Annotated in this window: 21 protein-coding genes, 1 tRNA gene and 1 pseudogene; 7 read left to right on the plus strand and 16 right to left on the minus strand. The window is 59.1% G+C overall.

The window, feature by feature from the left end; genetic code table 11:
* The first annotated feature begins 1,161 nt into the window (after positions 1 to 1,161).
* Positions 1,162 to 1,500: a hypothetical protein gene (locus tag ACYVL5_RS22445; RefSeq protein WP_460597793.1), complete on the plus strand. Its 339-nt coding sequence runs from the start codon at positions 1,162 to 1,164 to the stop codon at positions 1,498 to 1,500.
* 104 nt (positions 1,501 to 1,604) lie between these two features.
* Here ACYVL5_RS22445 and ACYVL5_RS22450 read toward each other — a convergent pair whose 3' ends face one another.
* The 4 genes from ACYVL5_RS22450 to ACYVL5_RS22465 all read right to left on the minus strand — a co-directional run bounded on the left by ACYVL5_RS22450 (position 1,605) and on the right by ACYVL5_RS22465 (position 5,497).
* Positions 1,605 to 2,165, minus strand: a complete 561-nt coding sequence (locus ACYVL5_RS22450) for a recombinase family protein (protein ID WP_460597794.1) — start codon at positions 2,163 to 2,165, stop codon at positions 1,605 to 1,607.
* A 451-nt stretch (positions 2,166 to 2,616) separates the two neighbouring features.
* Positions 2,617 to 4,326, minus strand: coding sequence for a DUF6538 domain-containing protein (locus ACYVL5_RS22455; protein WP_460597795.1), 1,710 nt, complete (start codon positions 4,324 to 4,326; stop codon positions 2,617 to 2,619).
* Between the two features lie 75 nt (positions 4,327 to 4,401).
* Positions 4,402 to 4,478: transfer RNA gene (locus tag ACYVL5_RS22460), tRNA-Arg, on the minus strand.
* 326 nt (positions 4,479 to 4,804) lie between these two features.
* The gene (locus ACYVL5_RS22465; RefSeq protein ID WP_460597796.1) at positions 4,805 to 5,497 is read right to left on the minus strand and encodes a DUF1573 domain-containing protein; all 693 of its coding nucleotides are present in this window, start codon (positions 5,495 to 5,497) and stop codon (positions 4,805 to 4,807) included.
* 120 nt (positions 5,498 to 5,617) lie between these two features.
* Here ACYVL5_RS22465 and hpt point away from each other — a divergent pair, with 120 nt between their 5' ends.
* A complete protein-coding gene (hpt, locus tag ACYVL5_RS22470; RefSeq protein WP_460597797.1) occupies positions 5,618 to 6,178 on the plus strand; it encodes a phosphoribosyltransferase in 561 nt (186 codons plus the stop codon).
* Positions 6,178 to 8,160, plus strand: a complete 1,983-nt coding sequence (locus tag ACYVL5_RS22475; protein WP_460597798.1) for a DUF3426 domain-containing protein — start codon at positions 6,178 to 6,180, stop codon at positions 8,158 to 8,160. Before hpt ends, ACYVL5_RS22475 begins: the two co-directional genes overlap by 1 nt.
* A 280-nt stretch (positions 8,161 to 8,440) precedes the next feature.
* On the opposite strand, the gene ACYVL5_RS22480 is transcribed toward ACYVL5_RS22475, so the two are convergent.
* Together ACYVL5_RS22480 and mutS are read right to left on the minus strand one after the other, a co-directional pair.
* Positions 8,441 to 9,652: an N-acetylmuramoyl-L-alanine amidase gene (locus ACYVL5_RS22480; protein WP_460597799.1), complete on the minus strand. Its 1,212-nt coding sequence runs from the start codon at positions 9,650 to 9,652 to the stop codon at positions 8,441 to 8,443.
* A 165-nt stretch (positions 9,653 to 9,817) separates the two neighbouring features.
* Positions 9,818 to 12,430, minus strand: coding sequence for a DNA mismatch repair protein MutS (gene mutS / locus ACYVL5_RS22485; RefSeq protein WP_460597800.1), 2,613 nt, complete (start codon positions 12,428 to 12,430; stop codon positions 9,818 to 9,820).
* 359 nt (positions 12,431 to 12,789) lie between these two features.
* Between mutS and ACYVL5_RS22490 the strand changes: the two genes are divergently transcribed.
* Positions 12,790 to 14,157: a putative sensor domain DACNV-containing protein gene (locus tag ACYVL5_RS22490; protein ID WP_460597801.1), complete on the plus strand. Its 1,368-nt coding sequence runs from the start codon at positions 12,790 to 12,792 to the stop codon at positions 14,155 to 14,157.
* A gap of 208 nt (positions 14,158 to 14,365) precedes the next feature.
* On the opposite strand, the gene ACYVL5_RS22495 is transcribed toward ACYVL5_RS22490, so the two are convergent.
* The 8 genes from ACYVL5_RS22495 to ACYVL5_RS22530 form a co-directional block, all read right to left on the minus strand.
* A complete protein-coding gene (locus ACYVL5_RS22495) occupies positions 14,366 to 14,914 on the minus strand; it encodes a hypothetical protein (protein ID WP_460597802.1) in 549 nt (182 codons plus the stop codon).
* A gap of 107 nt (positions 14,915 to 15,021) precedes the next feature.
* A complete protein-coding gene (locus tag ACYVL5_RS22500; protein ID WP_460597803.1) occupies positions 15,022 to 15,798 on the minus strand; it encodes a radical SAM protein in 777 nt (258 codons plus the stop codon).
* On the minus strand, positions 15,795 to 16,346 hold the full coding sequence (locus ACYVL5_RS22505) for a 3'-5' exonuclease family protein (RefSeq protein ID WP_460597804.1): 552 nt from the start codon (positions 16,344 to 16,346) through the stop codon (positions 15,795 to 15,797). The genes ACYVL5_RS22500 and ACYVL5_RS22505 overlap by 4 nt, the downstream gene beginning before the upstream one ends.
* Complete coding sequence (locus ACYVL5_RS22510) at positions 16,343 to 16,999, minus strand: DUF7146 domain-containing protein (RefSeq protein ID WP_460597805.1); 657 nt, start codon at positions 16,997 to 16,999, stop codon at positions 16,343 to 16,345. The genes ACYVL5_RS22505 and ACYVL5_RS22510 overlap by 4 nt, the downstream gene beginning before the upstream one ends.
* Entirely contained in the window at positions 16,977 to 18,554 is a 1,578-nt protein-coding gene (locus ACYVL5_RS22515; protein WP_460597806.1) for a GspE/PulE family protein, read from the minus strand. Before ACYVL5_RS22515 ends, ACYVL5_RS22510 begins: the two co-directional genes overlap by 23 nt.
* Before the next feature lie 60 nt (positions 18,555 to 18,614).
* Entirely contained in the window at positions 18,615 to 18,842 is a 228-nt protein-coding gene (locus tag ACYVL5_RS22520) for a DUF1653 domain-containing protein (protein WP_460597807.1), read from the minus strand.
* Positions 18,839 to 19,564 (minus strand): class I SAM-dependent methyltransferase, encoded by a 726-nt coding sequence (locus ACYVL5_RS22525; protein WP_460597808.1) that lies wholly within the window; start codon positions 19,562 to 19,564, stop codon positions 18,839 to 18,841. The genes ACYVL5_RS22520 and ACYVL5_RS22525 overlap by 4 nt, the downstream gene beginning before the upstream one ends.
* Positions 19,565 to 19,756: 192 nt before the next feature.
* A complete protein-coding gene (locus ACYVL5_RS22530) occupies positions 19,757 to 20,461 on the minus strand; it encodes an NADPH-dependent F420 reductase (protein WP_460597809.1) in 705 nt (234 codons plus the stop codon).
* A gap of 276 nt (positions 20,462 to 20,737) precedes the next feature.
* On the opposite strand from ACYVL5_RS22530, the gene ACYVL5_RS22535 reads away from it, so the two are divergent.
* From ACYVL5_RS22535 to ACYVL5_RS22545, 3 genes are all read left to right on the plus strand, one after another.
* Positions 20,738 to 21,019: a type II toxin-antitoxin system RelE/ParE family toxin gene (locus ACYVL5_RS22535; RefSeq protein ID WP_460597813.1), complete on the plus strand. Its 282-nt coding sequence runs from the start codon at positions 20,738 to 20,740 to the stop codon at positions 21,017 to 21,019.
* Positions 21,020 to 21,031: 12 nt separating this feature from the next.
* Positions 21,032 to 21,334 carry a helix-turn-helix transcriptional regulator gene (locus tag ACYVL5_RS22540; RefSeq protein ID WP_460597810.1) on the plus strand — a complete coding sequence of 101 codons (303 nt, stop codon included), beginning with the start codon at positions 21,032 to 21,034 and terminating at the stop codon, positions 21,332 to 21,334.
* 205 nt (positions 21,335 to 21,539) lie between these two features.
* The gene (locus ACYVL5_RS22545) at positions 21,540 to 21,842 is read left to right on the plus strand and encodes a helix-turn-helix domain-containing transcriptional regulator (protein ID WP_460597811.1); all 303 of its coding nucleotides are present in this window, start codon (positions 21,540 to 21,542) and stop codon (positions 21,840 to 21,842) included.
* A gap of 521 nt (positions 21,843 to 22,363) precedes the next feature.
* Here the strand turns inward: ACYVL5_RS22545 and ACYVL5_RS22550 are convergent.
* Together ACYVL5_RS22550 and ACYVL5_RS22555 are read right to left on the minus strand one after the other, a co-directional pair.
* Complete coding sequence (locus ACYVL5_RS22550) at positions 22,364 to 22,690, minus strand: ribonuclease E inhibitor RraB (protein ID WP_460597812.1); 327 nt, start codon at positions 22,688 to 22,690, stop codon at positions 22,364 to 22,366.
* Between the two features lie 17 nt (positions 22,691 to 22,707).
* Positions 22,708 to 22,828, minus strand: a pseudogene (locus ACYVL5_RS22555) (IS30 family transposase); the annotation flags it as partial.

Genomic DNA, 22,828 nt, shown 5'->3' on the forward strand with positions numbered 1-22,828 from the left:
AGGGGGAGTCATACCGAAGAAGAGGCCGCCCTCAGAAGACCACGACGACTTAACTCAGGAACTCCCGCTGACCGTTAAACTGGAAAATAACGTTGGCGACGGGGGTGGCAAATAACCTTGGCGGTTGACACCCTTGGGGATATGAATCGGTCAACGTGTACTGGAGCAAAGAAACGGTTTGACCTGCGTACGGTTGCAGATTAAAACCCGCGTCCTGGCACCTTTGCTGCTTTAACCCCCAGTTTGCATCAGTCAGCTGTTGGGGTAGAGCCACCTGTGAAATCGTGGGATCACCCTGGACATGAAGGTTGTAGTTGTGAACAACTTGTGCGGCGGCAGTAACCTGAGCCTGAACTATGGATTGGGAGTCTGCATTTGTGCTGCCACATCCTTGTAGGGCAAGGTAACTTATGAGAACGGCAATTATAAGCATGCGTCGCGTCAACATCATTCCCCCCTCACGCTCATTTTTGAGCTTTTTTATTAAAGTAAACACAATATTTGTAACGCATTTGGCAGAAAAAGCAAGGATAGAGGGTTTCCGAATTTTAACTTATGGAGCAAAGGTGAGATTCGGGAGGTCCTCCTCTTAACGTGCTATAAATTCCGTTTTCTGAAGGGACACCCCGTAGATCTACACCATTAACATGTGATTGATCTAACCATGATGCAGGCATTTGACCATACTTCTGAACGGTGCGCCATCTCAGTTCCAGGAGGGGGGGGGGGATGGTCGATGGGGTGAAGGTTTGTGGGGGCTGTCGGTCGAGGCTGGAGAACTTACCGGAGCACGTGGTGGAGGCAATCATGGAGCTACCAGCGGATCAGGTGCTGTCGATCCAGGTGGGACTCTGTGACGGATGTTCCCTGTCCAGGTAGCTGGTGGAGATCGAAGGAAATGATAAGGCCCGGTGGGGATCTCCCATCGGGCCTTAGTTCGTTCAGGGCTGCTATACCCTATCTATGTATATAAACATTCCGCCGAGAACGGCGGTGGTATTATACCACACATGCGGATTTGGAGTCAAGATAAAAATGATAATGATTATCAAAAATAGTTTTTCGAGACGCTTAACGATGCACCATAACTAATGAGTGTTGACTTTGCTTGCCCGCACTGCTACATGATCTTGAAATGCACTCTAATGTAATGGAGGGGATATGATACGACGGGTTATGATCCTGGGAATGGTGGGGCTGCTGGCGGGGTGCGCGGTGAGTGCCAGGGGCCACCTGGACAGTCCTGACGCGAAGGTGTTTAAGAGCGCGAAGACTCCGGAGCCACTGATACGGTGCATCAGTACTGCCTGGATGCGTGTTCGCGATTGTGAGTTGAACACGGTCATGACTGAGAAGGGCTACATCCTGAGCGTGACGGGCGGGTTCGGACCTGAGGCGACCGTGGGGATCGAACCTGGCGCGGGCGGGAGTGAGCTGCGGTTCGGCCAGGACTTCTACATGGGATCGAAGTTCGAGGCGGCGATTATAGGGTGTCTGTAGGTGCGTATATACGCTCTGAATTCTACCTTTCGCGGCTGAAGGAAACGAAAATGGCCCTCTGGATTGAGGGCCATTTTCGTTTTTGGCTCAGGCGTTGCCTGCAATTACCCCTTCAGCAGCTTGTAGATCGACTCCCTGCTGATTCCCAGGTCAGCGGCGATCTTGGTTTTCTTCTCGCCTGCCTCAACCCTGGCCTTCATCTCTGCGATCATCTCCGGAGTGATCGACTTCTTGCGGCCCTTGCCCTTGTAGCCGCCTGCTGCCTTCTTCAGCTCGATCCCTTCCCGCTGCCGGGACTTGCTCAGGTCGCGCTCAAACTCGGCAAAGGCGCCCAGCATCTTGAGCATGAGGTTCTTGAAGATGTCGTTCTCATCACCGGTGAAGGTCAGACCTTCCTTCACGAAGGTGATCTTTGCACCACGGCCAACCAGTTCCTTCACTATGCCCAGCAAGTCAACCATGTTCCTTGCGAGCCGGTCGATTGAGTGAACCATGATGTGGTCACCTTTCCAGGCTGTTTTGAGCATGTTCTGTAGTTCTGGCCGCTCCCTGTCCTTCCCGCTTTTCTTCTCCAGGAACTCAACATCAAGATCAACGCCCTCCAGTTGCCTCTCCAGGTTCTGCTCCAGGCTGCTTACCCGCTTGTATCCGATAACCCTTCCCATGTTCCCCTCCTAGACCGTCAAAGTGTGTAAAAACACTCTAAGACCTTTTGGGTAAAATGTCAACAAAATAAAATACCCACCGTTATTACACATAAAAAATGTGTATTAAAAACGTGGTCCAGCGGTACACCGTTTTTACACACGGTCGGCAGTTGAGGACACCGGGAAGGAGATACGGCTCCACTAGTCGAGATACCAGTGTAAACGAAAGGGCCACTCCCGGCGGGGCGGCCCTTCTTATTGCTGCCGACCCCTAGCCTAATCCGCTAGAGGTGGGGGTGGTCGTTGAAATAAAATCAATGAGGCACGGCGCTAAACCCTTGCCCCGACCCGCGAAAGGTAAATTTTGGAATCAAGAATTAAAAGTGGCCCGGTGTTCCTCTCCGTAAAAACGTTTCGTTTCGCCGCAAAGGGTAAAATTCTGACCCTACATACCCTAAGTGGCGGGCGGTCAAGACGCCTTGTTGACCCCGAACAACTCCCGCGCCCTGGCCTCCAAACGGTCCAGGTCGATGTGCCCCATTTGCATCTTCTCGGTTATCTCTTTTAGGGTTTCGGCTTTCGTCCGTTTGATGTACCGCGCCGTCACGTGCTTCCCGGCGCTATGCCCCATCATGTCCGAGGTAATCTTGTAGTCTTCGGTCACGTCGAACACGTTGCCCGCGAAACTGTGACGCAACGAGTAGAGGCACTTTCCCTTATCAGTGGTGACATACTTCGGCTCGAAGCCTAGACTTGGCTTCCCGTTCTTCTGGACCTCGTTTCGGTTGTACCATGCACTGAAGCTCCGGGAACTGTCCTGGAACAGCTTTTTGCGTGGTAGCTTCTCGACCCATTCCAGGAAGCCTAACAGCAGCAGGGAATCGCAGATCGCGACCGGCCTTACAGTGGCAGTAGTCTTACCTGCTCTCAGGCGGAATATCCAAGTGCCCTTATCTGTCTGGCAAATGTCTTCCTTTGTCAGCGCTATTATGTTGCCGAGTCGGAAACCATGGAAGAGGGCAATCAGGATTAGCCAGAATCTCTCCGGGTGGGGTGGGTTCTTGATCCACAGGGGCTGTGTGCAGATGGCGTCGATCAGTCGCCTAATGTCGTGCGCGTCGTAAGCTGCCCGATCTTCCTCTGCGGCGTTGTTCGTGTTGAAACGTTCACCCACGTAGACATTTGCCTTATTGATGAACTCGCTTCTATTGGCGAAGTCCACAACCTGACGGGCGCGATCAAGGTAGTTGTTCGCAGTCTTCGGGTTGATGACCTCATAAAGCTGCCGTTCCTTGAGGATGGCATGTATCGACTTTGATCCGAAACGTTGAATTCGATTTTTCGGATACTTCCGCAAAATTTGCTTAAGCTTAGTGACCGACTCCAACGTGTTGAAATCGTTGATACTCACATTGCCGAAAATCTCCAGTAAGGTCCGGCACTCCACCTCCATATCCTTTTTGCTGCCCTCGGCAAGGTGTGCCTTATCGGCATGGTATTTGTCTTGATACCTCTCCAGCACCGTCTTCAGGTCGAAGTAGGGTGTTGCCAAGTCACGCTCGACCTTTTCCCTCAGAAGTTCCATCGGTGACCATTCACCACGATAAAGGGCACTCATCGCCTCATCAAGTTGCTTGGCCGCATTGAGGTACTTCTTGGAAAGCGATTTTTTATCAGTCGGGGAGAGGGTGACGCCGTGATGCTCTTTGAGGAAGGTTGCAAGGTCAGCCATTTGTGGCTCTACTGCTCCCGTGTCCCCGGTCTGCAAGTCTCGTCGGAACAAATCAGCGGAGGCGGCGTAGACCGTCGCCAGTGCGTTTTTAGCCTCTTCTGGGGTGTGTCCCACCTGTCGCGATATTTCAAGCCCGGCCTTTTCGATGTCCCTTTCAATTCCATTTGGTCGCCCGACAGCTATAGCCTCAAGGTTATCCAGGCCTTTACTCAGGAAGTTCGCGATCAGGTGTTTCTCCAGGTCTTTCGGTAACATGCCGGTCCTCAGTTGAAGGAAGAGTTGCTGTGTTCGGTACTCTGCCGCAGTGGCGGCGATCCTCGCGGCACGCTCGTCAGTGGTCTTGAGGCTTTGGGTAATTTGAACGGTGGGGAAGAGGTGTTGCAGGTCGCGAGGGACGCGGCAGACATAGTGGTACATGGAGCCGCGTTTTCTGGTATGAACACGCATAGGTTAGCCCTCAAAATGTTGACAGAATGTTGTCAACGTCGTTTTGTGGAGCTAACCTATCAATATCTTTAAAAATGGTGGGCGAGATGGGATTCGAACCCATGACCCCTGGCTTCGGAGGCCAGTACTCTATCCAACTGAGCTACCCGCCCGGGAAAGATCTATTTATCTACACCAATTCGGGGACCAACTCAAGAGTTAATTGCGAAAAAATAAGCGCCGGGACGGCCGGTTCGTGTCGGCTGGGGCTTGAGGCGGATTCGGGGGAGTTTAAAAACCTCCCTCACCCGGCCTTCGGCCACCCTCTCCCCTGTTTCAATCTCTCCCCTCGCCCCCATCGGGGGAGAGGGTTAGGGTGAGGGGGGAATGCCGGCAAAACCTCCCTCACCCGGCCTTCGGCCACCCTCCCCTGAAGGGGCGAGGGTATATTGAATGAGGCCTTCGGCAACACTCACCCTGAAGGGCGAGGGGAAATCGCCTACCTGGGGGGGGAGGCGTAGACCGGGACGGTGATTTCTTTGCGCTGCGGGAAGGTGGTCATGATGTGGAGATAGCCACTCCAGACTTTGGCCTCGGCCCTGGGGGTTACGGCCACCTCGATGGTGCCGGTTTCGCCCGGCTTCAGCTCGCTCTTTCTTATTTCCGGCTTGATCTGCATGGAGGTCGAGTTAACTTTCACCGAAAGGAGCTTGACGGTGGCGCCGCTTTTGTTGCTCACGGTGATGGTTCCCATCTTGGTGACCCCCGCGGTGGCCGGGGCAAAGGCCAACTGGCGCGGGACTACCTGCAACTGCTCCTCGATCATTCCGTCCAGATAGAAGATGTAGCTAGGTGTCCTGCCGGCGTTGGTGGTCATGGTGACGCTCTTTTCAACCCGGCCGGAGAAGTTGGCGGAGTCGAAGGTCACCTGGATCTGGCCGGTCTTGCCGGGGGCGATGGTCGAGGAGGAGGGTTTCGCTGCGGTGCAGCCGCAGGAGGCGGTCAACTGCCGGATCTGCAACGGTGCGTCGCCCGTATTCTTGATGGTGAAGTTGTGCTGTACCTTCTTCCCCTGGGTGATGGTGCCGAAGTTGTATTTGCCCTGTTCGACGGTGACCTCGGGTGCGGCCAGCGCGGTTACGGCGGTGAGAAGGAGGGCCAACAGAGAGATGGCGGTTAAGGTGGTTTTCATGATCGGTTTCCTCTCAAAGTTCGCTATGGACCTGATATTTATACCACAAAAGGTAAGGCGCAACCAGAATGAATTGACACTCCATAGTGGTTCTGCTATAGAAAACGCTGGAGAATATTAATGGATCAACCACACCGGATGAACCAGGGATATCCCCTGCAACTTCTTTATTCCCCCGAGCGGATACAAACTGAGATCGCACGGCTTGCCAAGGAGATCAACGCCTCGTACGACGGCCGCGAACTGCTGGTGATCGTCGTGTTGAAGGGCGCCCTTTTCTTCGCCGCCGACCTCCTGCGCCTGCTCACGGTACCGGTCCGCATGGATCTCGTCAAGCTTTCAAGCTACGCAGGCACCGAGTCGTGCGGCACGGTCCGGCTGACCAAGGACCTGGAGTTCGAGGTGGCCGGCAAGGACGTGCTGGTGGTCGAGGATATCGTCGATACCGGCCTGACGCTCGTCTACCTCCTGGATCTCCTGAAACAGCGGGGGGCGGGCTCCCTCAGGGTCTGCACGCTGATCGACAAGATGGAGAGGCGGCAAGCCGAGGTGACCGCCGACTTCGTCGGCTTCCACTGCCAGGGCGGGTTCCTGGTCGGTTACGGTCTCGATCTCGACGAACGGATGCGTGAGCTGCCGGCAATTTACCAGATGATCCAAGATGACGACGGAGAGATTTGATGATACTCGAATGCGATCAGTGTCATACCAAGTTCCGGCTTGACGATTCCAAGCTAAAACCCGGTGGCGTCAAGGTACGGTGTTCCAAGTGCCGCCACGTCTTCGTGGCCGGCGCCGAGGCCGAGACCCGCCAGGAGGAGTCGGATTTCGACGCCCTGCTCTCCGGGCTCGGGGCTCCCACCCCGCCCAAACCGTCCGCCCCCGAGGAGGAAGGCTTCGGTTTCGAGCCGCAGGCGGCTCCCCAGGCCCCCCCGGCTCCCGAGCCCCCGCAGCCGGCGCCCTCCGCACCGGCCACCGATTTCAGCGACCTCGCCTCCTTCGATTTCACCGCCGAGCCGGCTGCCGAGGCACCCAAGGCTCCCGAGGCGCCCGCTCCCCAAGGGGAGTTTGAGTATTTCGACTTCGCCGCTTCCACTGAGCCGGCCCCCGAGCCCCCCAAGGCTTCCGCCGCTCCGGCCGAATTCGAGGACTTCGACTTCGCCGCTTCCACCGAGCCGGCCCCCGAGCCCCCCAAGGCTCCTGCTGCTTCTGCCGAATTCGGGGAGTTCGATTTCGACGCCGCTTCCGAGCCTGCCGCCGAGCCCTCCCAGGCTCCCGCCGCTCCTTCCGAGTTCGAGGATTTCGATTTCGCTCCCTCCGAGGAACCCCCTTCCCTGGAAGAGGCGCCCGCGGCTGCTCCTTCCCTTGAGTTCGGCGAATTCGCCTTCCCCGAGGAGCCTGCCGCCGGCGAACCCCCCCCCCAGCAGGGCGCTCCCGCCGCCCCGGCTCCCTCCGACGAGGGGTTCGAGTTCGAGGACTTCACCATCAATCCCGAGGCCTCGGTCGCCCCGATCACCCCGGCCGCCGGCGGTCCCGAATTCGGCGAGTTCGAGTTCTCCGAGGAGCCTCTGGCGGCGTCCAAGGAGGCGGCTGCCGAACAGCCTTTCGGCGAATTCTCCTTCGGCGAGGAGCTCGTGCCTCCCGCTTCCCAGCCCGCCACTGCCCAGCCTGCGTCCGCGGTCGTTTCCCCGGAGGCTCCGCTCGAGTTCGGGGAGTTCAGTTTCGGGGAAGAGCCCCCGCCGCTGGGCGAGGCCCCCTCCCCGGCGCCGACCGAGGAGTTCGGCTCGCTCTCCTTCTCGACCCCGGAACCCGAGGCCCCCAAGGCACCGGAGGAGCCTGCTCCGGCCAAGGAAGAATTCTTCGGTATCGGCTCGCTGTCGCTTCCTGCCGAAGACAAGGGTCCCGCTCCCGCTGCTGCACCGGAGCCTTCCTTTGCCGGCATCGCCGCTGAGGAGCCGGCCCCGCAGGAGGCCACCAAGCCGTTTGGCAAAAGCTCCCTGGACTTCTCCTTCGGCGCCAAGCCGTCGGCTGGCATTGCCGCTCCCGCCGCCGAAGAGGGTGGGGAGGAGCTGCCGCCCCTTTCCATCACCTCCCGCCGCAAGGGACGCTCATGGTTCACCGCCAGTGTGGTGACCGTTGCCGTGCTGGTCATCCTCGCCCTTACCGGGGCCGGGCTCTACCTGCTGCAAAGCGGCCCCGCCGCGCTGCAGAAACTCGACAAGGTCGGTCTCGGCTTCGTCGGGAAGTGGTTCGGCGTGGAGGCCCCCGAGGAAGGGCGCATCGTCATCAACAAACCGCTCGCTTCCTTTGTCGCCAACAAGGAGGCCGGTGAGCTCTTCGTCGTGAACGGTGACGCGGTCAACAACTTCAAGAAACCGCGGGCCTCCATCCGGGTGAAGGTGTCGGTCTTCGACTCCAAGGGTGCGGTAGTTGCGCAGAAGACCGCCTTCTGCGGCAACAAGCTCTCCAAGGAGCAGCTCGAATCGCTCCCCATGGTCAAGCTGGACGCCGCCATGAACAACCAGTTCGGTGACTCCCTCTCCAACATGGGGGTCAAACCGGGCAAGTCGATCCCCTTCGTGGTCGCCATCCCCAACGTTCCCAAGGATGCGGTCGATTTCGCGGTGGAGTCGATCGGGTCGACGGTGGCGGCGGGACAGTAGTCTTTCCCCACAAGGTGAAATGATAAAAGGCCGGGCTGAAAAGCCCGGCCTTTTTTATTCGGTGGGGGAACCCCATCCTCACCCTGTCCCTCCCCTTGAAGGGGAGGGGACCTGGGGGCAGCCCCGTTGAAGTTTTGTAGCTTCGTAGGGTGGGCAGCCCCTGCCCACCATTGTCTTTGATTAACCGCGTGGGCACGGGGTGCCCACCCTACGAGGGAGGGGACGTGAAGGGGAGGGGAGGGGAGGCGGGGGATCTCGTTCCCCTGCCGCCCAGCTTAACTCAGCTCTTCAATGAGCCGATGTAACCCTTGATGCCGTTGAAGATGCCGGTGGCGGTCAGCTCCTGGTACTGCGGATCCTTCAGCTTCTGCTCGTCGCGGTCGTTGCTGACGAAGGCGGTCTCCACCAGGATGCTCGGCATGCTGGCCCCGACCAGCACGTAGAAGGGGCCCTGCTTGACGCCGAGGTTCTTGACGCTCGGGTAGCCGGCCTGGGCCTTGCGGACCAGGGCCTTCTGCACTTCGTTGGCCAGGTGGGCGGAGTCGTTCAGCTTGTAGTTGGCCATCAGGTCGAAGAGGACGGCCTGCAGCAGGCTCACCTTTTCCAGGGTGGTGCCGTTCTCCTTGGCGGCCAGTTCGGCCACCTTCTCGGTCTTGGCGAGGTTGAGGTAATAGGTCTCGATCCCGCAGGCCGAGCGGTTGAGGGATGCGTTGGCGTGGACGGAGACGAAGAGGTCGGCGCCCACCTTGTTGGCGATGGCGGTCCGCTCCTGGAGCTCGATGAACTCGTCGGTGGAGCGGGTCATGACCGGCTCGAGTCCCGCCATCCGGATCCGGTCGGCAAGCTTGAGGCCGATCTGCAGTACGATGTCCTTCTCGCGGGTGCCGGTCGGGCTCATGGCGCCGGGGTCGTGACCGCCATGGCCGGGATCGACCACGATCCGCCTGATCTTGCCGGGCTTGAAGGGCTGGGCCGGTTTCTGCGGCTCGGCCGGAGCGGGCTCGGGCTTCTTGGTCTCGATCACCTCCTTGGTGGAGGAGATCTCCTCTTTGCGCTCCCCCATCACGTCCACGATGATCCGGAAGGGGTCGGAGAAGGTGAAGACCTTGTACTCCTTGATGCTGTCGAGGTCGAGCACCAGGCGGACGATTCCCGGCCGGTACTGGGCGATGCGGACGCTCTTCAAAAGCCCGTCGCCTATCGAGAGATCCTTCACGCCGCGGTTGAGCTTCGCGCCGGTGATGTCGATGTAGAGTTTGCCCGGGATCCGGTGCGGCTCGAAGTGGGCCTCGCGGTCCAGCGTCAGCGAGACGCGGGTGTAGCTCGGGGTCGACCAGTGCCGGAGCTCGCTCACCCCGACAGGCTCTCCCTGGGCCAAGGCCACCAGCGGGTCGATCAGGAGCGACCCCTGGAGGGCGAGGAGCTCGTAGTAGAGCCACTGCTGGGCCGGGGCGGAGAGCCCCAGGTATTTCAAAAAGTCCCTTCTGTTCATTGCTCGCCTTCCGTTTGCCCGCTTCGGGTCACGCTTCTTCGGCTGTTCCCGGTTTCGATGCGACTTCTAAAAGCACCCCCCCCTGTCCACCCTTTGCCAAAGGTGGGGACGATCGGCCGTTCTTGCCATCGGGGCAGCAGACGCTGGCCGGGTCTTGGGGGGTACTTATTCGATCATCCTCTTCAGCTCGTCCACCAGGTTGAGCGCCTCCAGAGGGGTCAGGGTGTGGACATCTACGTTTTTAAGCCTCTCCCTGAGCGGCTCCTCGTTGGAGGCGAAGAGCGACAGCTGCGGCGACTGGGCGGGCGCCTTCTTCCCGCGGGCGAGCCTCGGCAGCCCCCCCTCGCCGTACTCCCCCTTCTCCAGGTTGAGAAGGATCTCCTTGGCCCGCTCGATGACCGGCTGGGGAAGGCCGGCCAGCCGGGCGACCTGGATCCCGTAGGAGTGGGAGGCGCCGCCGGGGACGATCTTCCTGAGGAAGATGATCCGCTCGTTCCACTCCCTCACCGCGATGTTGAAGTTCTTGATCCCGGGGCGGGTCACCGCCAGCTCGGTCAGCTCGTGGTAGTGGGTGGCGAATAGGGTCTTGGCCGCGTGCAGCTTGTTGTCGTGCAGGAACTCGGCCACCGCCCAGGCGATGGAGACCCCGTCGAAGGTGGAGGTCCCGCGCCCGATCTCGTCCAGGATCACCAGGCTCTTCGGCGTGGCGTTTCTAAGGATGGCGGCCGACTCCATCATCTCCACCATGAAGGTCGAGAGCCCCTTGGCGAGGTTGTCGGAGGCCCCCACCCTGGTGAAGATCCGGTCCACCAGCGGGATGCGCGCCCGGTCGGCCGGGACGAAGCTCCCCATCTGCGCCATGAGCGTCACGAGCGCCACCTGCCGCATGAAGGTGGACTTGCCGGCCATGTTGGGGCCGGTGATGATGATCAGCTGGTTCTCGGCGTTGTCGAGCAGCGTGTCGTTGGGGACGAAGCGCTCGGAGGAGTGGATCTCCTCGATGACCGGGTGCCTCCCCTCGGTAATGGAGAGCTCGCTCCCCTCGTGCATCTCCGGGCGGCAGTAACGGCGGTCGTGGGCGATTTCGGAGAGCGACACCAGGACGTCGAGGGTGGCCAAACGGTCGGCGGTGCGGGATAGACGCTCACCCTGGGCGGCCGCCTTCTCGCGCACCTCCTGGAAGAGGGCGAACTCGAGCTCCCGGATCCGTTCCTCGGCCCCCAGCACCTTCTCCTCGTACTCCTTGAGCTCCGGGGTGATGTAGCGCTCGGCGTTGGTGAGGGTCTGGCGCCGGAGGTAGTCCTCTGGGACCTGGCCGACGTTGGCCTTGGTGATCTCGATGTAGTAGCCGAAGACCTTGTTGTAGCGGATCTTCAGCGAGCCTATGCCGGTGCGCGCCTTCTCCTTGGCCTCCAGCCGGGCGATGAACCCTTTCCCCTCGCGGCTGATCGCCCGCAGCTCGTCCAGCTCCTCGTGGTAGCCGTCGGCGATGATTCCCCCCTCGCGAAGGACGAAGGGCGGGTTCTCCACGATGGCCCGGCCGATCAGCTCGCAGATCTCGGGAAGGGGATCGGTGGCGGCGTCGAGCTCTTTGAGAAGGGGGGCGGCGAATTCCGCGATCCTCTCCTTGATGGCCGGGATCCGCTCCAGCGACACCTTGAGAGCGGCCAGGTCCTTGGCCGAGGCGGAGGCGAGGCTGATCCGGCAGTTGAGGCGCTCGAGGTCGTACACCCCGTCCAAAAGCTCCCGCAGTTCGGAGCGGACCCCTGGGGCCTGAAGGAGTTCCTCCACGGCGTCCTGGCGCTGGACGATCTTACCGAGGTCCATCAGGGGGTAGTTGATCCACTGCCTGAGTTTTCTTCCCCCCATGGCGGTGACCGTGCGGTCCATGAGCCCCAGAAGCGACCCGCGCCGCTTTCCTTCCGAGATGGTGGCGGTCAGCTCCAGGTTGCGCCGGGTGTTCTCGTCCAAGAGGAGGTGTTCGCTGTCGGAGTAGGGGGTGATCCCGGTCAGGTGCGGCGCGCTCCCCTTCTGGGTCTCCAGGAGGTAATGGAGGGCGGCCCCGGCGGCGATCACCGCCACCGGCAGGGCGTCGAGCCCCAGCGAGGCGGGGGTGGCCCCCTTGAACTGGTTGGCCATCAGCCGCTTCGCGTAGTCGGCATCGTAGACCCACTCCTCGAAGTAGGTGAGGGTGCGGTCGATGCCGAGCTGGGTGAGCCCCTTTCCCTTCGGCTCGTCCCGGAAGCGGGAGGGGAGGATGACCTCCCGCGGCGCCACGCAGGCCGCCTCGGCCAGGACCGCGGTGAGCCCGTTCAGTTCGGTGACCCGGAATTCGCCGGTGGAGAGATCGAGGTAGGCGATCCCGTAGCGCTCCCCCTCGCAGGCGACCGCCAAGAGGTAGTTGTTCTCCTTGGGGGAGAGGGAGGCGTCCTCCACCACCAGGCCGGGGGTGACGACCTTGACCACCTCGCGCTTGACGATACCCTTGGCGAGCTTGGGGTCCTCGGTCTGCTCGCAGATGGCCACCTTTTCCCCCGCCTCGACCAGCTTGGCGATGTAGGGGGCGCAGGAGTGGAAGGGAACCCCGCAAAGGGGGACGTCTTCGCCGTCGGAGTTCTTGTTGCGGGAGGTGAGAGTAATGCCCAGAATGCGGGAGGCCTTGACGGCGTCCTCCAGGAACATCTCGTAGAAGTCACCGAGCCTGAAGAAGAGGATGGCGTCGGGGTAGTCGGCCTTGATTTCCAGGTACTGCCGCATCATCGGCGTCATTTCGGACATTTGCAAACCTTTTAGGGGGGAGAAAAAAGCGGCGTCATCTTAACAAAATCACTGGCGGGTGTAAAGCGTGCTTAGGCCCGGCGGGCAATCTTCTCCAGGGCCCGCGGGGCGGGGCTTCGGGGGGAACGGGGAGGGGAGGGGCTTTGGGGGAAGGAAGGGGCGAGGGGAGTGAGGGTAGCGAGGGTAACGAGGGTAACGAGGGTAACGAGGGTAACGAGGGTAACGAGGGTAACGAGGGGAATCCTTGGGGGTGGAGTGAGGGACGGCGTCGCTTGCTACGGCTATCTTGAGCTTCGGAAGACCTGCTATAATCTTTGCAACGACTTGTGTCCACGCGCATCGACGACAGGAGTGGCTGGATGAGAGCAAGCAGCAGAAATCATGGGTGCCAGGGGCAGTTCGGGCACGCCTACCCAAAGGAACTGGTGGCCTTCATTACCGAGAAGCTGGAAGATCCGGCCTTTCTGGATCGTTTCTGCCCCGGCGGGACCTGTTCCTTCACGATGCCGGACCCGGCCGTGCTCGAGCGGGTGCTTTCCACCTGCTACCAGGCGAGCCTTTTGAGGGAAGAGGAGCGCCCGGTCATGTTCCGCCTCATCATCAGGGATGCGAACCTCTTCGACGCCGAGGACGGTCCCCCGACCGGGATCCACCGGCTGGTCTTCTCCCGCTCCCGCCCCTTCAACGAATACGAGCTCTACCGGTTGGCCCCGGCCGCCGACTTCTACCGCACCCTGATCGGGATCTCCATCGATCCGGTGGACGGGGCGCAGATCTGGGGGCTTCTCCATTCGGGTACCCGCTGGATGCACAACGTCTACGGAGGGCGCAAGACCTCCCCGCCGCTCCCCTTTTCCCTGGTGATCTACGTGACCGGGGCCGGCCAGCTCTCGGTCTGCATCGGCTCCGAAATCGTGGCCTCCTTGAACGGCGGCCAGATCAACTGTCCGATGGTGGACGTCTTCAACTCGCGCTGGATCGCTGATTCCCTCGCCGTGGTGCACGCCGAGACCTGGGCGCTGCACCGGGCCGCCCACGCCCGCGCCGATACCGTCTGGGCCAACCTCGACCCCGATTTCGGCCTTTACGTCGGCCAGCAGGCCATCCGCCGGATCATCAGCGTGATCAGGAATTCCCACCACGGTGGGCTCCTGGTCTACCTCCCGCCGGAGATGACGGAGGAGATCCAGCGGGAGAACCGGTTCATGACCATCAAATACCAGTTCCTCGAATACGAGTCGCGCCAGCGGTTCAGGACTCTCACCCTGCGTGTGATGAACAAGCTGGCGGAGATCTACGGCGACCCGGACGAGCCCCAGAAGGTGGTGGGATGGCAGGAGTACGTGACCAGCAAGGACGACTCTATCGCGCTCCTGGACGAGGCGATCTTCGACGTGGCGCACTTCATCGCGGCGCTCTCGGCGGTGGACGGGGCGGTGGTGATCACCAAGAGGCAGGAGCTATTGGGGTTTGGCGGAGTCATCTCGGGGGACCTCGACAGCGTGGGGATGGTGACCCATGCGCTGGACACCGAGGGGACCCGGACCGAGCAGGTCTTGAGCGAAGGGGTGGGGACCCGGCACCGGGCGGCCTACCGGCTCTGCCAGCAGCTCCACGACGCCATTGCCATCGTCGTCTCCCAGGACGAGAGCGTCCAGATCGTCAAGTGGCATAACGGCGCGGTCACCTACTGGGACCAGGTGCCGACCGGGGTACCGGGATTCTAGCATCCTTCCCGAGGCAAACGAGGCATATCTGGCGCGTGTGCGGATGGCGCTGGAGGATGTGAAAAACGGACGGGTGACCAGGTTCGCCACGGCGGAAGAGCTGTTACAGACGCTCGATGCTGACGAGCCGGCCTGATGTACGCTATTGCGACACCAGAACGGTTCTTGCCAAGCCCGCAGACTCTTCAAAAAGCGGGTGGCAGGGCGCTTATTTTTTCAGGTAGAGGTAGGCGTTGACCTCGGCGGGTTTGTTGAGGGTGTTGTAGAAGTAGACGCGATAGCGTGGAAAGCCGAGGTTCAGGGCGGGCATTGCGCAACTGAAGTACTCGGATTCGCCGCTTCTCACGCTGCAGGCGATCTCGACGGGAAACTGGACTAGTTTCGCCTCCTTCAAAACCCTGAGCACCGGCTCCTCGTCGGGAATCAGGATGATCCCGACATTTCCCGACAAAAAGGTGGTGCTTTTGACCTCTCCTTGCAGGGAGAGTGTTACCGACGTGAAGCCGTCGGTGTCGACCTTTCCCGCATGGAGCAGTTCGTTGAGCTCATTTCTTGCCCCCGGCGTAACAAGCAGTCCCTCCAGCTTGTAGGTCCTGGTCGTCCCCTCTACGGTGACCGCACCTCTTACCTGCTGCAGCGCGGGAAAGTTGTTTACCGACACCTCGGCCGCCGTCCCCGAGTATGCTGCGGGCGCCAGCAAAAAACTCAGCGCAAAGAGTACGGCGCCATGACAAAAACGCTTTACTGGAATACCCATCATCTTCTCCATTTACCATCAGGGCCGCAAATGCAGCTTCGTTAGTTCGATAACCACCGCCCCCATTGCCGAACTTGGTACTGATCGGGCGCGGGGGAGTGGCTAGATCAACGGGGAACGTCGTGGGGGCCTGCGGTCCTCAGATGGAGATCGAGGGCCTCGCTGCCTCTTTCAATGATGACGCTGCCATCTACATCAACAACACAGAGCCGGCTCGCCCTCATGTCCAGCCACCTCACGTCCAGACGATTCGACAGCTTGCGTCTCGCCTGCTTCACGTGATTCAAGAAAACGGCGCGCTCGCTGCTCGAAAGTGCCAATTGATCTCGTAGAGCCGCTCCTCTTCCCCGTGCGACAAAGGGAAGAAAACTGAGCCGCCTCAGCTTTTGTCGAAGGCAGAAATCGATCGCCCAATCAAGCCCCCATCCCCCTCCCGACACCAGCGTGGTCTGTACCGAGACCGCCACTTTTGCCTCCTGCAGCATCCGCAGGTTGGCCACGGTCCTGTCGAAACCGTCGCACCCGACCAGGTCGTTATGGTGGTTGCGGTCGCCGTGGAGGCTCATCTTGACGTGGCTGCCGGATTCCCGCAACGCGGCGACCACATCGTCTGAAACCTCGATGCCGTTGGTGGTCACCCGGCTCTTGGCGCCGCTTCCGGCCACGTGCCGCAACAATCCCGGCAGCGCTGGATGAAGAGTGGGTTCGCCACCACAGAAATGGATCGATCTCACCCCGCCTGAGAATAGCCAATCCAGGCGAGCCTTCAAGGTCTCTTCGCCGACCGTGATGCCGTCGGGGGGCGCAAGGCAAAAGCGGCAACGGGCGTTGCAGTGACGGGAGACGCGGAAACAGACGGCCGGCGGCAGCGACCCCCGCCTCACCTTTTCATTTCCGCCAGCATATTGCAAAAAAGCAGCCCCTGCTCGATGGCGTCGTCGAGTGCGACGTGGGAATGGGGGGCCGCATCGAACCACCTCTTGGGCATGTTCTTCTTGGCGGCCTTGCGGAATTCGGTGCGCAGCAACGCCATGGCGAGGGTCTTGATATCCAGCGCCGCGAAGCTGAACGGGCTGTGCCCCACGAATCGGATCAGGTACCAGTACATGAACATGAAATCGAAAGCGGCGGGATAGCCGACAAAGACGGGCTTCCCCGGCAATCGTTCCACCCAGGCGACGTAATCTGCCATCGCCTCGCCGGGATCCCGCAAATCCTGCCGGCACTTCTCCCAGGCCTCCTGGTGGGCTCCCCACCACTTCACGGTGTCGGGATGCGCGGAAGCCCCCGGCAAGGTTTCCAGGTTGGCAGAGAAGGTCCCGACCATGGTCTTGTCGGGGAGAAAGGCTGCCGAGGCGAAACTCAGCATGGAGAACGGTCCCGGAATGGGGCCGTCGACCTCGACGTCGGTGCTGATGTAGATTTCACTCATCCCATTGCCTCCGCAGCCGCCAGTTGTTTCGTGACCCACTTCGAGACCGCTTCCCTTCCGCGCTTCACGAGGGCGGTGTTCCAATCCTTGCACCGGGGAGGAGGCGGCAACCGCCGCACCTCCGCCGCGAATAGCTGCCTTTGGTAAGACTGCGCGTTGGCCTCCCCGGGGCGCCCCGCATCGAAGGCTGCCCAGACGACCCTGTCGCGGCTGGCCTCGGTCAGCCAGGGGACGTGACGGCCTATGGTCGCCACCGAGTTCCATCCTGAGGCCGCCAACGACAAAGCGTCAAAGAGTCCCTCCACCACGATCAGGGGATCCGCCCTCCATGAGTCAGGCAGCGAGATGACGCCACCGGGCCTGCCGACGGTGAACATCTTGTCCTGAAGCCTGGTGGTGCTCAGGTAGCGGCCGTGCACAGAGGTGAGATTACCATCCCGGTCATGCAGGGGAACGAGTACGGCCGGGCGCCCGCCGAAGTCGTCGTGATATCTGACGCCGAAGGCTGCGGCGATACCGGCCTCGATGCCACGGTGAAGCACATAGGCGTCGCCCGGTGTGCCGGCAAGAGGCTCGGCGCTCGCATAAATATCCTCTGGCGGCTGAGAAGAGCCTGGCATCGAAACCGGGTCATTGAAGATGTGCTTCTTCATCTCGCCACTCCTTGCCGGTCGGTTCGATTCGGTCCCGTTCCGCCGTGATGATCCGGTAGGGTACTACGCGCATGATCTCGGAGAGCGGAATGATGCCCTGGCGTGCCTTAGTGAGTGCGTCATTGAGCAATGAGCGCATACCTTTCTCTATCGCGCGCCGCCGGATGATGTGCACTGACTGCTCGGCTGATATCATGTCCGCTATCTCGTCATCGGGGATGAAGAGTTCATGTATCCCCGTCCTTCCTTTTAATCCCGAGCCGCTGCAGGCTTCGCAACCTGGTGCGGTGAAATACCGCCGGTCGTCGGCGGAGAGATTGAATAGCTCACGCTCCCGTTCCGTGGGCACGGTCTCCGTTTTGCACTTTTCGCACAGCTTTCGCACCAGTCGCTGCGAAAGCGCACCCAAAAGAGAGCTCGAGATGAGGCCGGCATCGATGCCCAAGGTCATGAGCCTGGAAACGGTGCGCACGGCGTCGTTGGTGTGCAGCGTGCTGAGCACGAGATGCCCTGTCTGTGCCGCACGCATCGCCGCGGCGGCGGTCTCCTCATCCCGTATTTCACCGATCAGTATGATGTCGGGGTCATGGCGCATGAAGGAGCGCGCATACTCAGCAAAGTCCATGGACGCAGTGATCTGCTTCTGATTGATCTTTGCGAAGCTGTACTCGACAGGGTCCTCAACGGTCAGGATCTTGTTTTCGGGAGTGTTGATCCTCTGAAGCGCGGAGTAAAGTGTCGTCGTCTTGCCGCTCCCGGTGGGGCCGGCCACCAGGATGAGTCCTTCGGGATTGGCGGCAATCTGCTCGAACTGGATCATGACATCCCTGGTAAAGCCCAGTTTCTCCAGGTCGATCAGCGGATTGGAGCTGTCAAGGACGCGCATGACCACGTCCTCCCCAAAGGGGCCCGGGACGACTGACACCCTGAAATCGACGTTGCGTTTCTTTCCCTCTACCTCGTACAGGGCGGCGATGCGCCCGTCCTGGGCGCGGCGGCGCTCGGCGATGTCGAGTCCAGCGAGGATCTTGATGCGGGACACCATGGTGTTGATGTTGTCATTATCGAGCGCCGTCGTCAGGCTTCTGAGCATCCCATCTACCCTGATGCGCACGTCCACATCATCCTCGTAGGTCTCGAAGTGGATATCCGTCGCGCCGCACTCCAAGGCCTTCCCAAGAATCTCGTTCAGCATCTGTACGGCAGAAAGGGCCGGCGAGAACGACAGTTCATTGACCGGCTTGAGGATCAGCCTGTCACAGGCGCCATTTTGCCCCGTGCCGTGACCGATGTTTAGGGCCTTGACGATCTCGTAGTCGTTAAGCTGCACAGGGGTAATCCTGCGCTGCAGGATTTCCGATACCTCCGTGAGCAGCGCCAGATTCTTCGGGTCAAGGCACCCGAGAGTTACCGAGGAGTTGGCGGTATGATCGACTTCTCCCAGGATGACTATGAAATTCCTGAGGCAGTACTTTTGCGGCAGCAACTGAACCGAAACCGGGTCGATGGTAAACTGGCACAACTCAGTGAACATATTGGTGTCGACATTACCCACGGTATTTCCTTTCTCCCACAGTGAGACTGGCTATCTTCCGCTCAAAAAACAGCGATCTCTTCAGTCATCGAGCGGTGCGAAACGGGGCACCAGGCGGCCGTCTACCTCGACCTGTTCCTGGAACATCGCCAGCGGCCTGACCCAGAGGGAGCGGTCACCGTAGAGCTTCCGGTAGACGACCATTTCCTCTTCGGTCTCGCTGTGCCGTGCGATGCCGATTACCTCGTACTCGTTTCCCTTGTAGTGCCGGTAACTGCCGGGAAGGAGCTTGCCGCCAGCGCTGCTCATGTGACCTCCGTTTGGCCGCACCCGGGAATTTGCGTCTTTTTCCCGTACCAGCCGTGTATCATCAGGGATTGAAAGAAACGCACCGGGCAGCCGAGCCCGCTTTCGCGAATCAGAGCTTCCGTTTCTGTCGGAGGAAGGACCGTCAGTATCTCTTTCAACTGCTTCGGAAGGGAAGCTAGCGAGTCCGGTGTTGCGCCCATCAGGGTTTGCAATGCCTCCCAATTTTTGAGCATCGACGGGAATTCGGCTGAGTCCAGATCGAAACTGATCTCGACGTCTATAAGGTAGCCATCTTTTCGCAAACGGTTCGTCATATGCCGATAGAAGCCTGATCGTTGGTCGCGTGCCACGAAGTGGGCGACAAAAACGCTCAAAACCGCATCAAAGACCGCCTCGTCGGGAAGGTCTTGGACGTAGCCATGAACGAATTCGCAACGGTCTGCCACTCCGGCAGCCTCAACACGCTCGCGACACAGGTCGAGCATGGCGAGTGAGGGATCCAGGGCAAGGAATCTCCACTCGGGAAAGCTACGCGATAGGGAAAGAATTTCGGCCCCCGTTCCCGCCCCCACGCAGAGGATGCGCGAGCGAGCGGGAATATCTTTCAAAATCAGCCCCATGAGGAAATGCACGCAGTCAGAAATAGGAAACAGCTTGCTGTTTTTCTGGTCGTAGAGCTGTGCAGCCTCTTTCGTGAAAAAATCGACGGGCTTTTTATTCATCTCTGCTCCTGTATCTGCATCAAAAGCTGCAAAACGAATCGCCCTGCATGAGCCAGCTTTGCCCACCGGTCCAACGCCAGGGTGACCGGTTGACCCACCTTCGGGCGGCGTCTAACCGGTGGTTGGGCCATCCCTTCGAGTTATCCATTTATCAATAACCTGTTCATACCCGGTCCAACTGCCACCCTGAGGTTAACTTTTCTGTGCTGCCAAATATTTTCTGATACGAGCCTCCTCAGCAGCTCGATATTCTGGGACTCGTTCCTGAACAACCTCTTCAAGTGCGTGCCGGAGTGCACCGGCTTCAAGGTCCTGACAGTACGCGGGTGTCCCGGCCTGCTGCCGCCAAGAGTTGTCGAGATTGCCACCATCGATCGGGTCGAAACCTAGGTCGTCGACGAGACGAAGCACGGTTGCCTTGCCTTCCAGGGAATCTCCAAAGACAGAAAGCGCAATCCGGCCATGCGCTCCTTTCGGTTTCCCCTTCTCAAGCAGGCTCTTGGCGAAGATGTTATTGAACGCTTTGATCACGGGACGTCCGATTTGCTGCGCGACCCACTGGCTGTCTGGCATTCCTCGATCAATCGCCTCGATGTGGCCATCGCGAAGCTCCGGGTGGTAGTTACCGGTATCGACCACGACGACATCGGATGTAACGTTCGCAAACAGCCCTTTCGGGAGGTCGGCAACGGCCTTGGTGGGAATCGAAATGATCACAATTTCTCCGGCTTTGGCGGCTTCAGTAACAGAAACGGCCTTTGCACCGATTTCATTCGCCAGATTGGTCAGGCTTTCCGGTCCTCGTGAATTCGCAATCGAAACCTGATGTCCGAGTTTAGCGAGGTGGCGCGCAAGCGTCCCGCCAATGTTTCCAGCGCCTATGATTCCGATTCTCATTGATTGATCTCCCGTCCTTCAATACCGCGCGCCATCACATGATGAATCAATCCTGGAATATCCAACCGTGCCTGACGAGGCATAAGGCACCTCTCTAACGGATTCAGTCGACACCAACATTAATAAGTTACCTAAGTTACCAACGTCTCCCCCGCCGTCCCATCGTTTTTCCTGCCAACGCCTTCAACCTGACCGGCTTGTCCGGTCCAGGCGGCCGGTTGGGGGGCGCTCGCCTCCGCCTTGACGCCCATAAACTTTTTGTTTATAGTTTCGTCCATGATTGCATCGTTTGCCAGCAAAGAAACCGAGAACCTCTTTGCGACGGGTAGGTCTAAGAAGTTGCCTCCCGACATCATTTCTCGTGCAATCATGCGATTGACGCAGTTGGACAGCGCACGTGAGGTCGAGGATTTGCAGATGCCACCATCAAACCGGCTCGAAGCCCTTTCCGGTAAAAGGGCAGGTCAGTGGAGTATCAGAATCAACGACCAGTGGCGCATATGTTTCTTCTTCGCAAACGGCGAAGCGACCGAAGTCGAAATTACCGACTACCACTGAGGGGGAGATTTTATGACGATCACAAATGGCCTGCCGCCCATTCATCCCGGTGTGTTCCTAAAGGAAATCCTTGATGACCTTCGAATCTCCCAGAACGCTTTTGCCAAGGCTATTGGCGTATCTCCCATGCGGGTCTCCCATGTAATCAAAGGAACGCGTCCCGTCACCGCGGAATTGGCGCTGCTCTTCGGCAAAGCATTTAATCAGACCCCTACCTATTGGATGAATTTACAAACCAGTTATGACCTCAAAACAGTTGAAAAGGCCTTGGCGCTCAAGGTGGGTCAAGTCCAACCACTTTCCCACGCGGCATAAGGGCCACTATTTCAGCTCCTCTTTCCCATTTTCCTCCAACGGGGGGCGGCTAACCGGCTGGTTGGGCTTTCCCTTCAATCATTCATTTCGTACCCGTCATCTTCGCTTTCCTTGGACCGCTTGCCTTTTTGTAATCGTTCGACTACAATGCTGACATGTACGTCCCATCGCCTTCGAGCGCGTAGCCAGATTGGAGGATTGACCCATGCCGAAAAAAATCGTTGTATCCGACCTGCCAGAATTTGATCTTGCTATGCACCTAAAAAGCGAAGCCGACATTGCCGCGTATATCACCCTGGTGATTGAAGAAGGTGACGCAGCAGAGTTGGCCCATGCTTTAGGAGTAGCCGCCCGAGCACGCGGCATGGCCGAAATTGCACATGCTGCGGGGTTGACTCGGGAAGCGCTCTACAAAGCCTTACGTCCCGGAGCTCATCCACGCTTTGACACGATCAGCAGAGTTTGTTCCGCACTTGGAGTCCGCTTGGTTGCACAGCCTCGCCATTAGACCTCGCTCTACCCGGTTTTTCTCCCCTCATTTTTGCCCAACGGTTGGCGGGTGAGCGGCGGAGCGACTTAACTCTTGCAGGCTACCTCTCACTTTCGCTCACAGCGGAGTCCGTCTCCACCAGACGTAATCTACAAATTCTCCACTTCCGGGGCCGTTCCGTCATACCTGGTGTTGATAAGTGAATATCTCGCGGCGGTAAGGAATAGTCATTCACTTATCAACATCCGGTTCCATCGCCTTCCATTGTCGTCCGCTGCTATCAAAGCCTCTGTTTCCTTTTCCTATGATTCAGCCAACGGCGGTGGGTGAGCGGCGGAGCAGCATAACTTACACAAGCTCCTTCCCGCTTTTTACCATCTGCGGAGACCGTCTCCACCCATTGTGGTTGAGCATCCCTCCTTCAATTTCGGCATTAGGGATTTAAGGGTGGTGTACAATTCGGGGATTACTGCCCCACTTCTTCTGAAGCCATCAAATATTAATACCCAGTATCACTTCCTCACCCAGTATGTCTTCAGCTAATCAGTTGAGTTTCCGTAAGATCCAAAACCATCACTATATCCACCAAATGGCCTGGCTAGGGAGTCGAGTTGTTTTTCAAGATGCCTTACCTCCTCATACGACGGCACTAATTTCTTCGAACAGTAACATGTCCATTCGCCGTCGGAGTCTTGTTCTACGCTGGTGCGAAATCCTAAATGTTGCGCAGCGAGAGCAACGTTATTTCCTGCAATCTCTGATGGGACAGCAACAAAGAAATCCATCTCAAGGGGTTTGGTTAGATCAGAGCCAGTGGTTTGAAGGCCTGATAACGCATCTCGTGTGGCCTCGTCCTCCATGTTCATACTTTTGGCCTGTCAATTCAAGTTGCAAATGCACCAGCGAGGGCAGTAGCAAAGACCTCAGCGGGCGTCCGGTAGTCTAAACACTTGCGGGGGCGGTTATTTAGCCGATCGACTGCCTTCTGTACCGCCTCTTCTTTG

It is taken from the genome of Geomonas sp. Red276, from assembly GCF_054784495.1.

Excerpts from the sequence above, each read along its gene's own strand:
- ACYVL5_RS22445 (WP_460597793.1), top strand. The coding sequence starts at position 1,162 with ATGATACGACGGGTTATGATCCTGGGAATGGTGGGGCTGCTGGCGGGG.
- ACYVL5_RS22450 (WP_460597794.1), bottom strand. The coding sequence starts at position 2,165 with ATGGGAAGGGTTATCGGATACAAGCGGGTAAGCAGCCTGGAGCAGAAC.
- ACYVL5_RS22455 (WP_460597795.1), bottom strand. The coding sequence starts at position 4,326 with ATGCGTGTTCATACCAGAAAACGCGGCTCCATGTACCACTATGTCTGC.
- ACYVL5_RS22465 (WP_460597796.1), bottom strand. The coding sequence starts at position 5,497 with ATGAAAACCACCTTAACCGCCATCTCTCTGTTGGCCCTCCTTCTCACC.
- hpt (WP_460597797.1), top strand. The coding sequence starts at position 5,618 with ATGGATCAACCACACCGGATGAACCAGGGATATCCCCTGCAACTTCTT.
- ACYVL5_RS22475 (WP_460597798.1), top strand. The coding sequence starts at position 6,178 with ATGATACTCGAATGCGATCAGTGTCATACCAAGTTCCGGCTTGACGAT.
- ACYVL5_RS22480 (WP_460597799.1), bottom strand. The coding sequence starts at position 9,652 with ATGAACAGAAGGGACTTTTTGAAATACCTGGGGCTCTCCGCCCCGGCC.
- mutS (WP_460597800.1), bottom strand. The coding sequence starts at position 12,430 with ATGTCCGAAATGACGCCGATGATGCGGCAGTACCTGGAAATCAAGGCC.
- ACYVL5_RS22490 (WP_460597801.1), top strand. The coding sequence starts at position 12,790 with ATGAGAGCAAGCAGCAGAAATCATGGGTGCCAGGGGCAGTTCGGGCAC.
- ACYVL5_RS22495 (WP_460597802.1), bottom strand. The coding sequence starts at position 14,914 with ATGGGTATTCCAGTAAAGCGTTTTTGTCATGGCGCCGTACTCTTTGCG.
- ACYVL5_RS22505 (WP_460597804.1), bottom strand. The coding sequence starts at position 16,346 with ATGAGTGAAATCTACATCAGCACCGACGTCGAGGTCGACGGCCCCATT.
- ACYVL5_RS22510 (WP_460597805.1), bottom strand. The coding sequence starts at position 16,999 with ATGAAGAAGCACATCTTCAATGACCCGGTTTCGATGCCAGGCTCTTCT.
- ACYVL5_RS22520 (WP_460597807.1), bottom strand. The coding sequence starts at position 18,842 with ATGAGCAGCGCTGGCGGCAAGCTCCTTCCCGGCAGTTACCGGCACTAC.
- ACYVL5_RS22525 (WP_460597808.1), bottom strand. The coding sequence starts at position 19,564 with ATGAATAAAAAGCCCGTCGATTTTTTCACGAAAGAGGCTGCACAGCTC.
- ACYVL5_RS22530 (WP_460597809.1), bottom strand. The coding sequence starts at position 20,461 with ATGAGAATCGGAATCATAGGCGCTGGAAACATTGGCGGGACGCTTGCG.
- ACYVL5_RS22535 (WP_460597813.1), top strand. The coding sequence starts at position 20,738 with ATGATTGCATCGTTTGCCAGCAAAGAAACCGAGAACCTCTTTGCGACG.
- ACYVL5_RS22540 (WP_460597810.1), top strand. The coding sequence starts at position 21,032 with ATGACGATCACAAATGGCCTGCCGCCCATTCATCCCGGTGTGTTCCTA.
- ACYVL5_RS22545 (WP_460597811.1), top strand. The coding sequence starts at position 21,540 with ATGCCGAAAAAAATCGTTGTATCCGACCTGCCAGAATTTGATCTTGCT.
- ACYVL5_RS22550 (WP_460597812.1), bottom strand. The coding sequence starts at position 22,690 with ATGAACATGGAGGACGAGGCCACACGAGATGCGTTATCAGGCCTTCAA.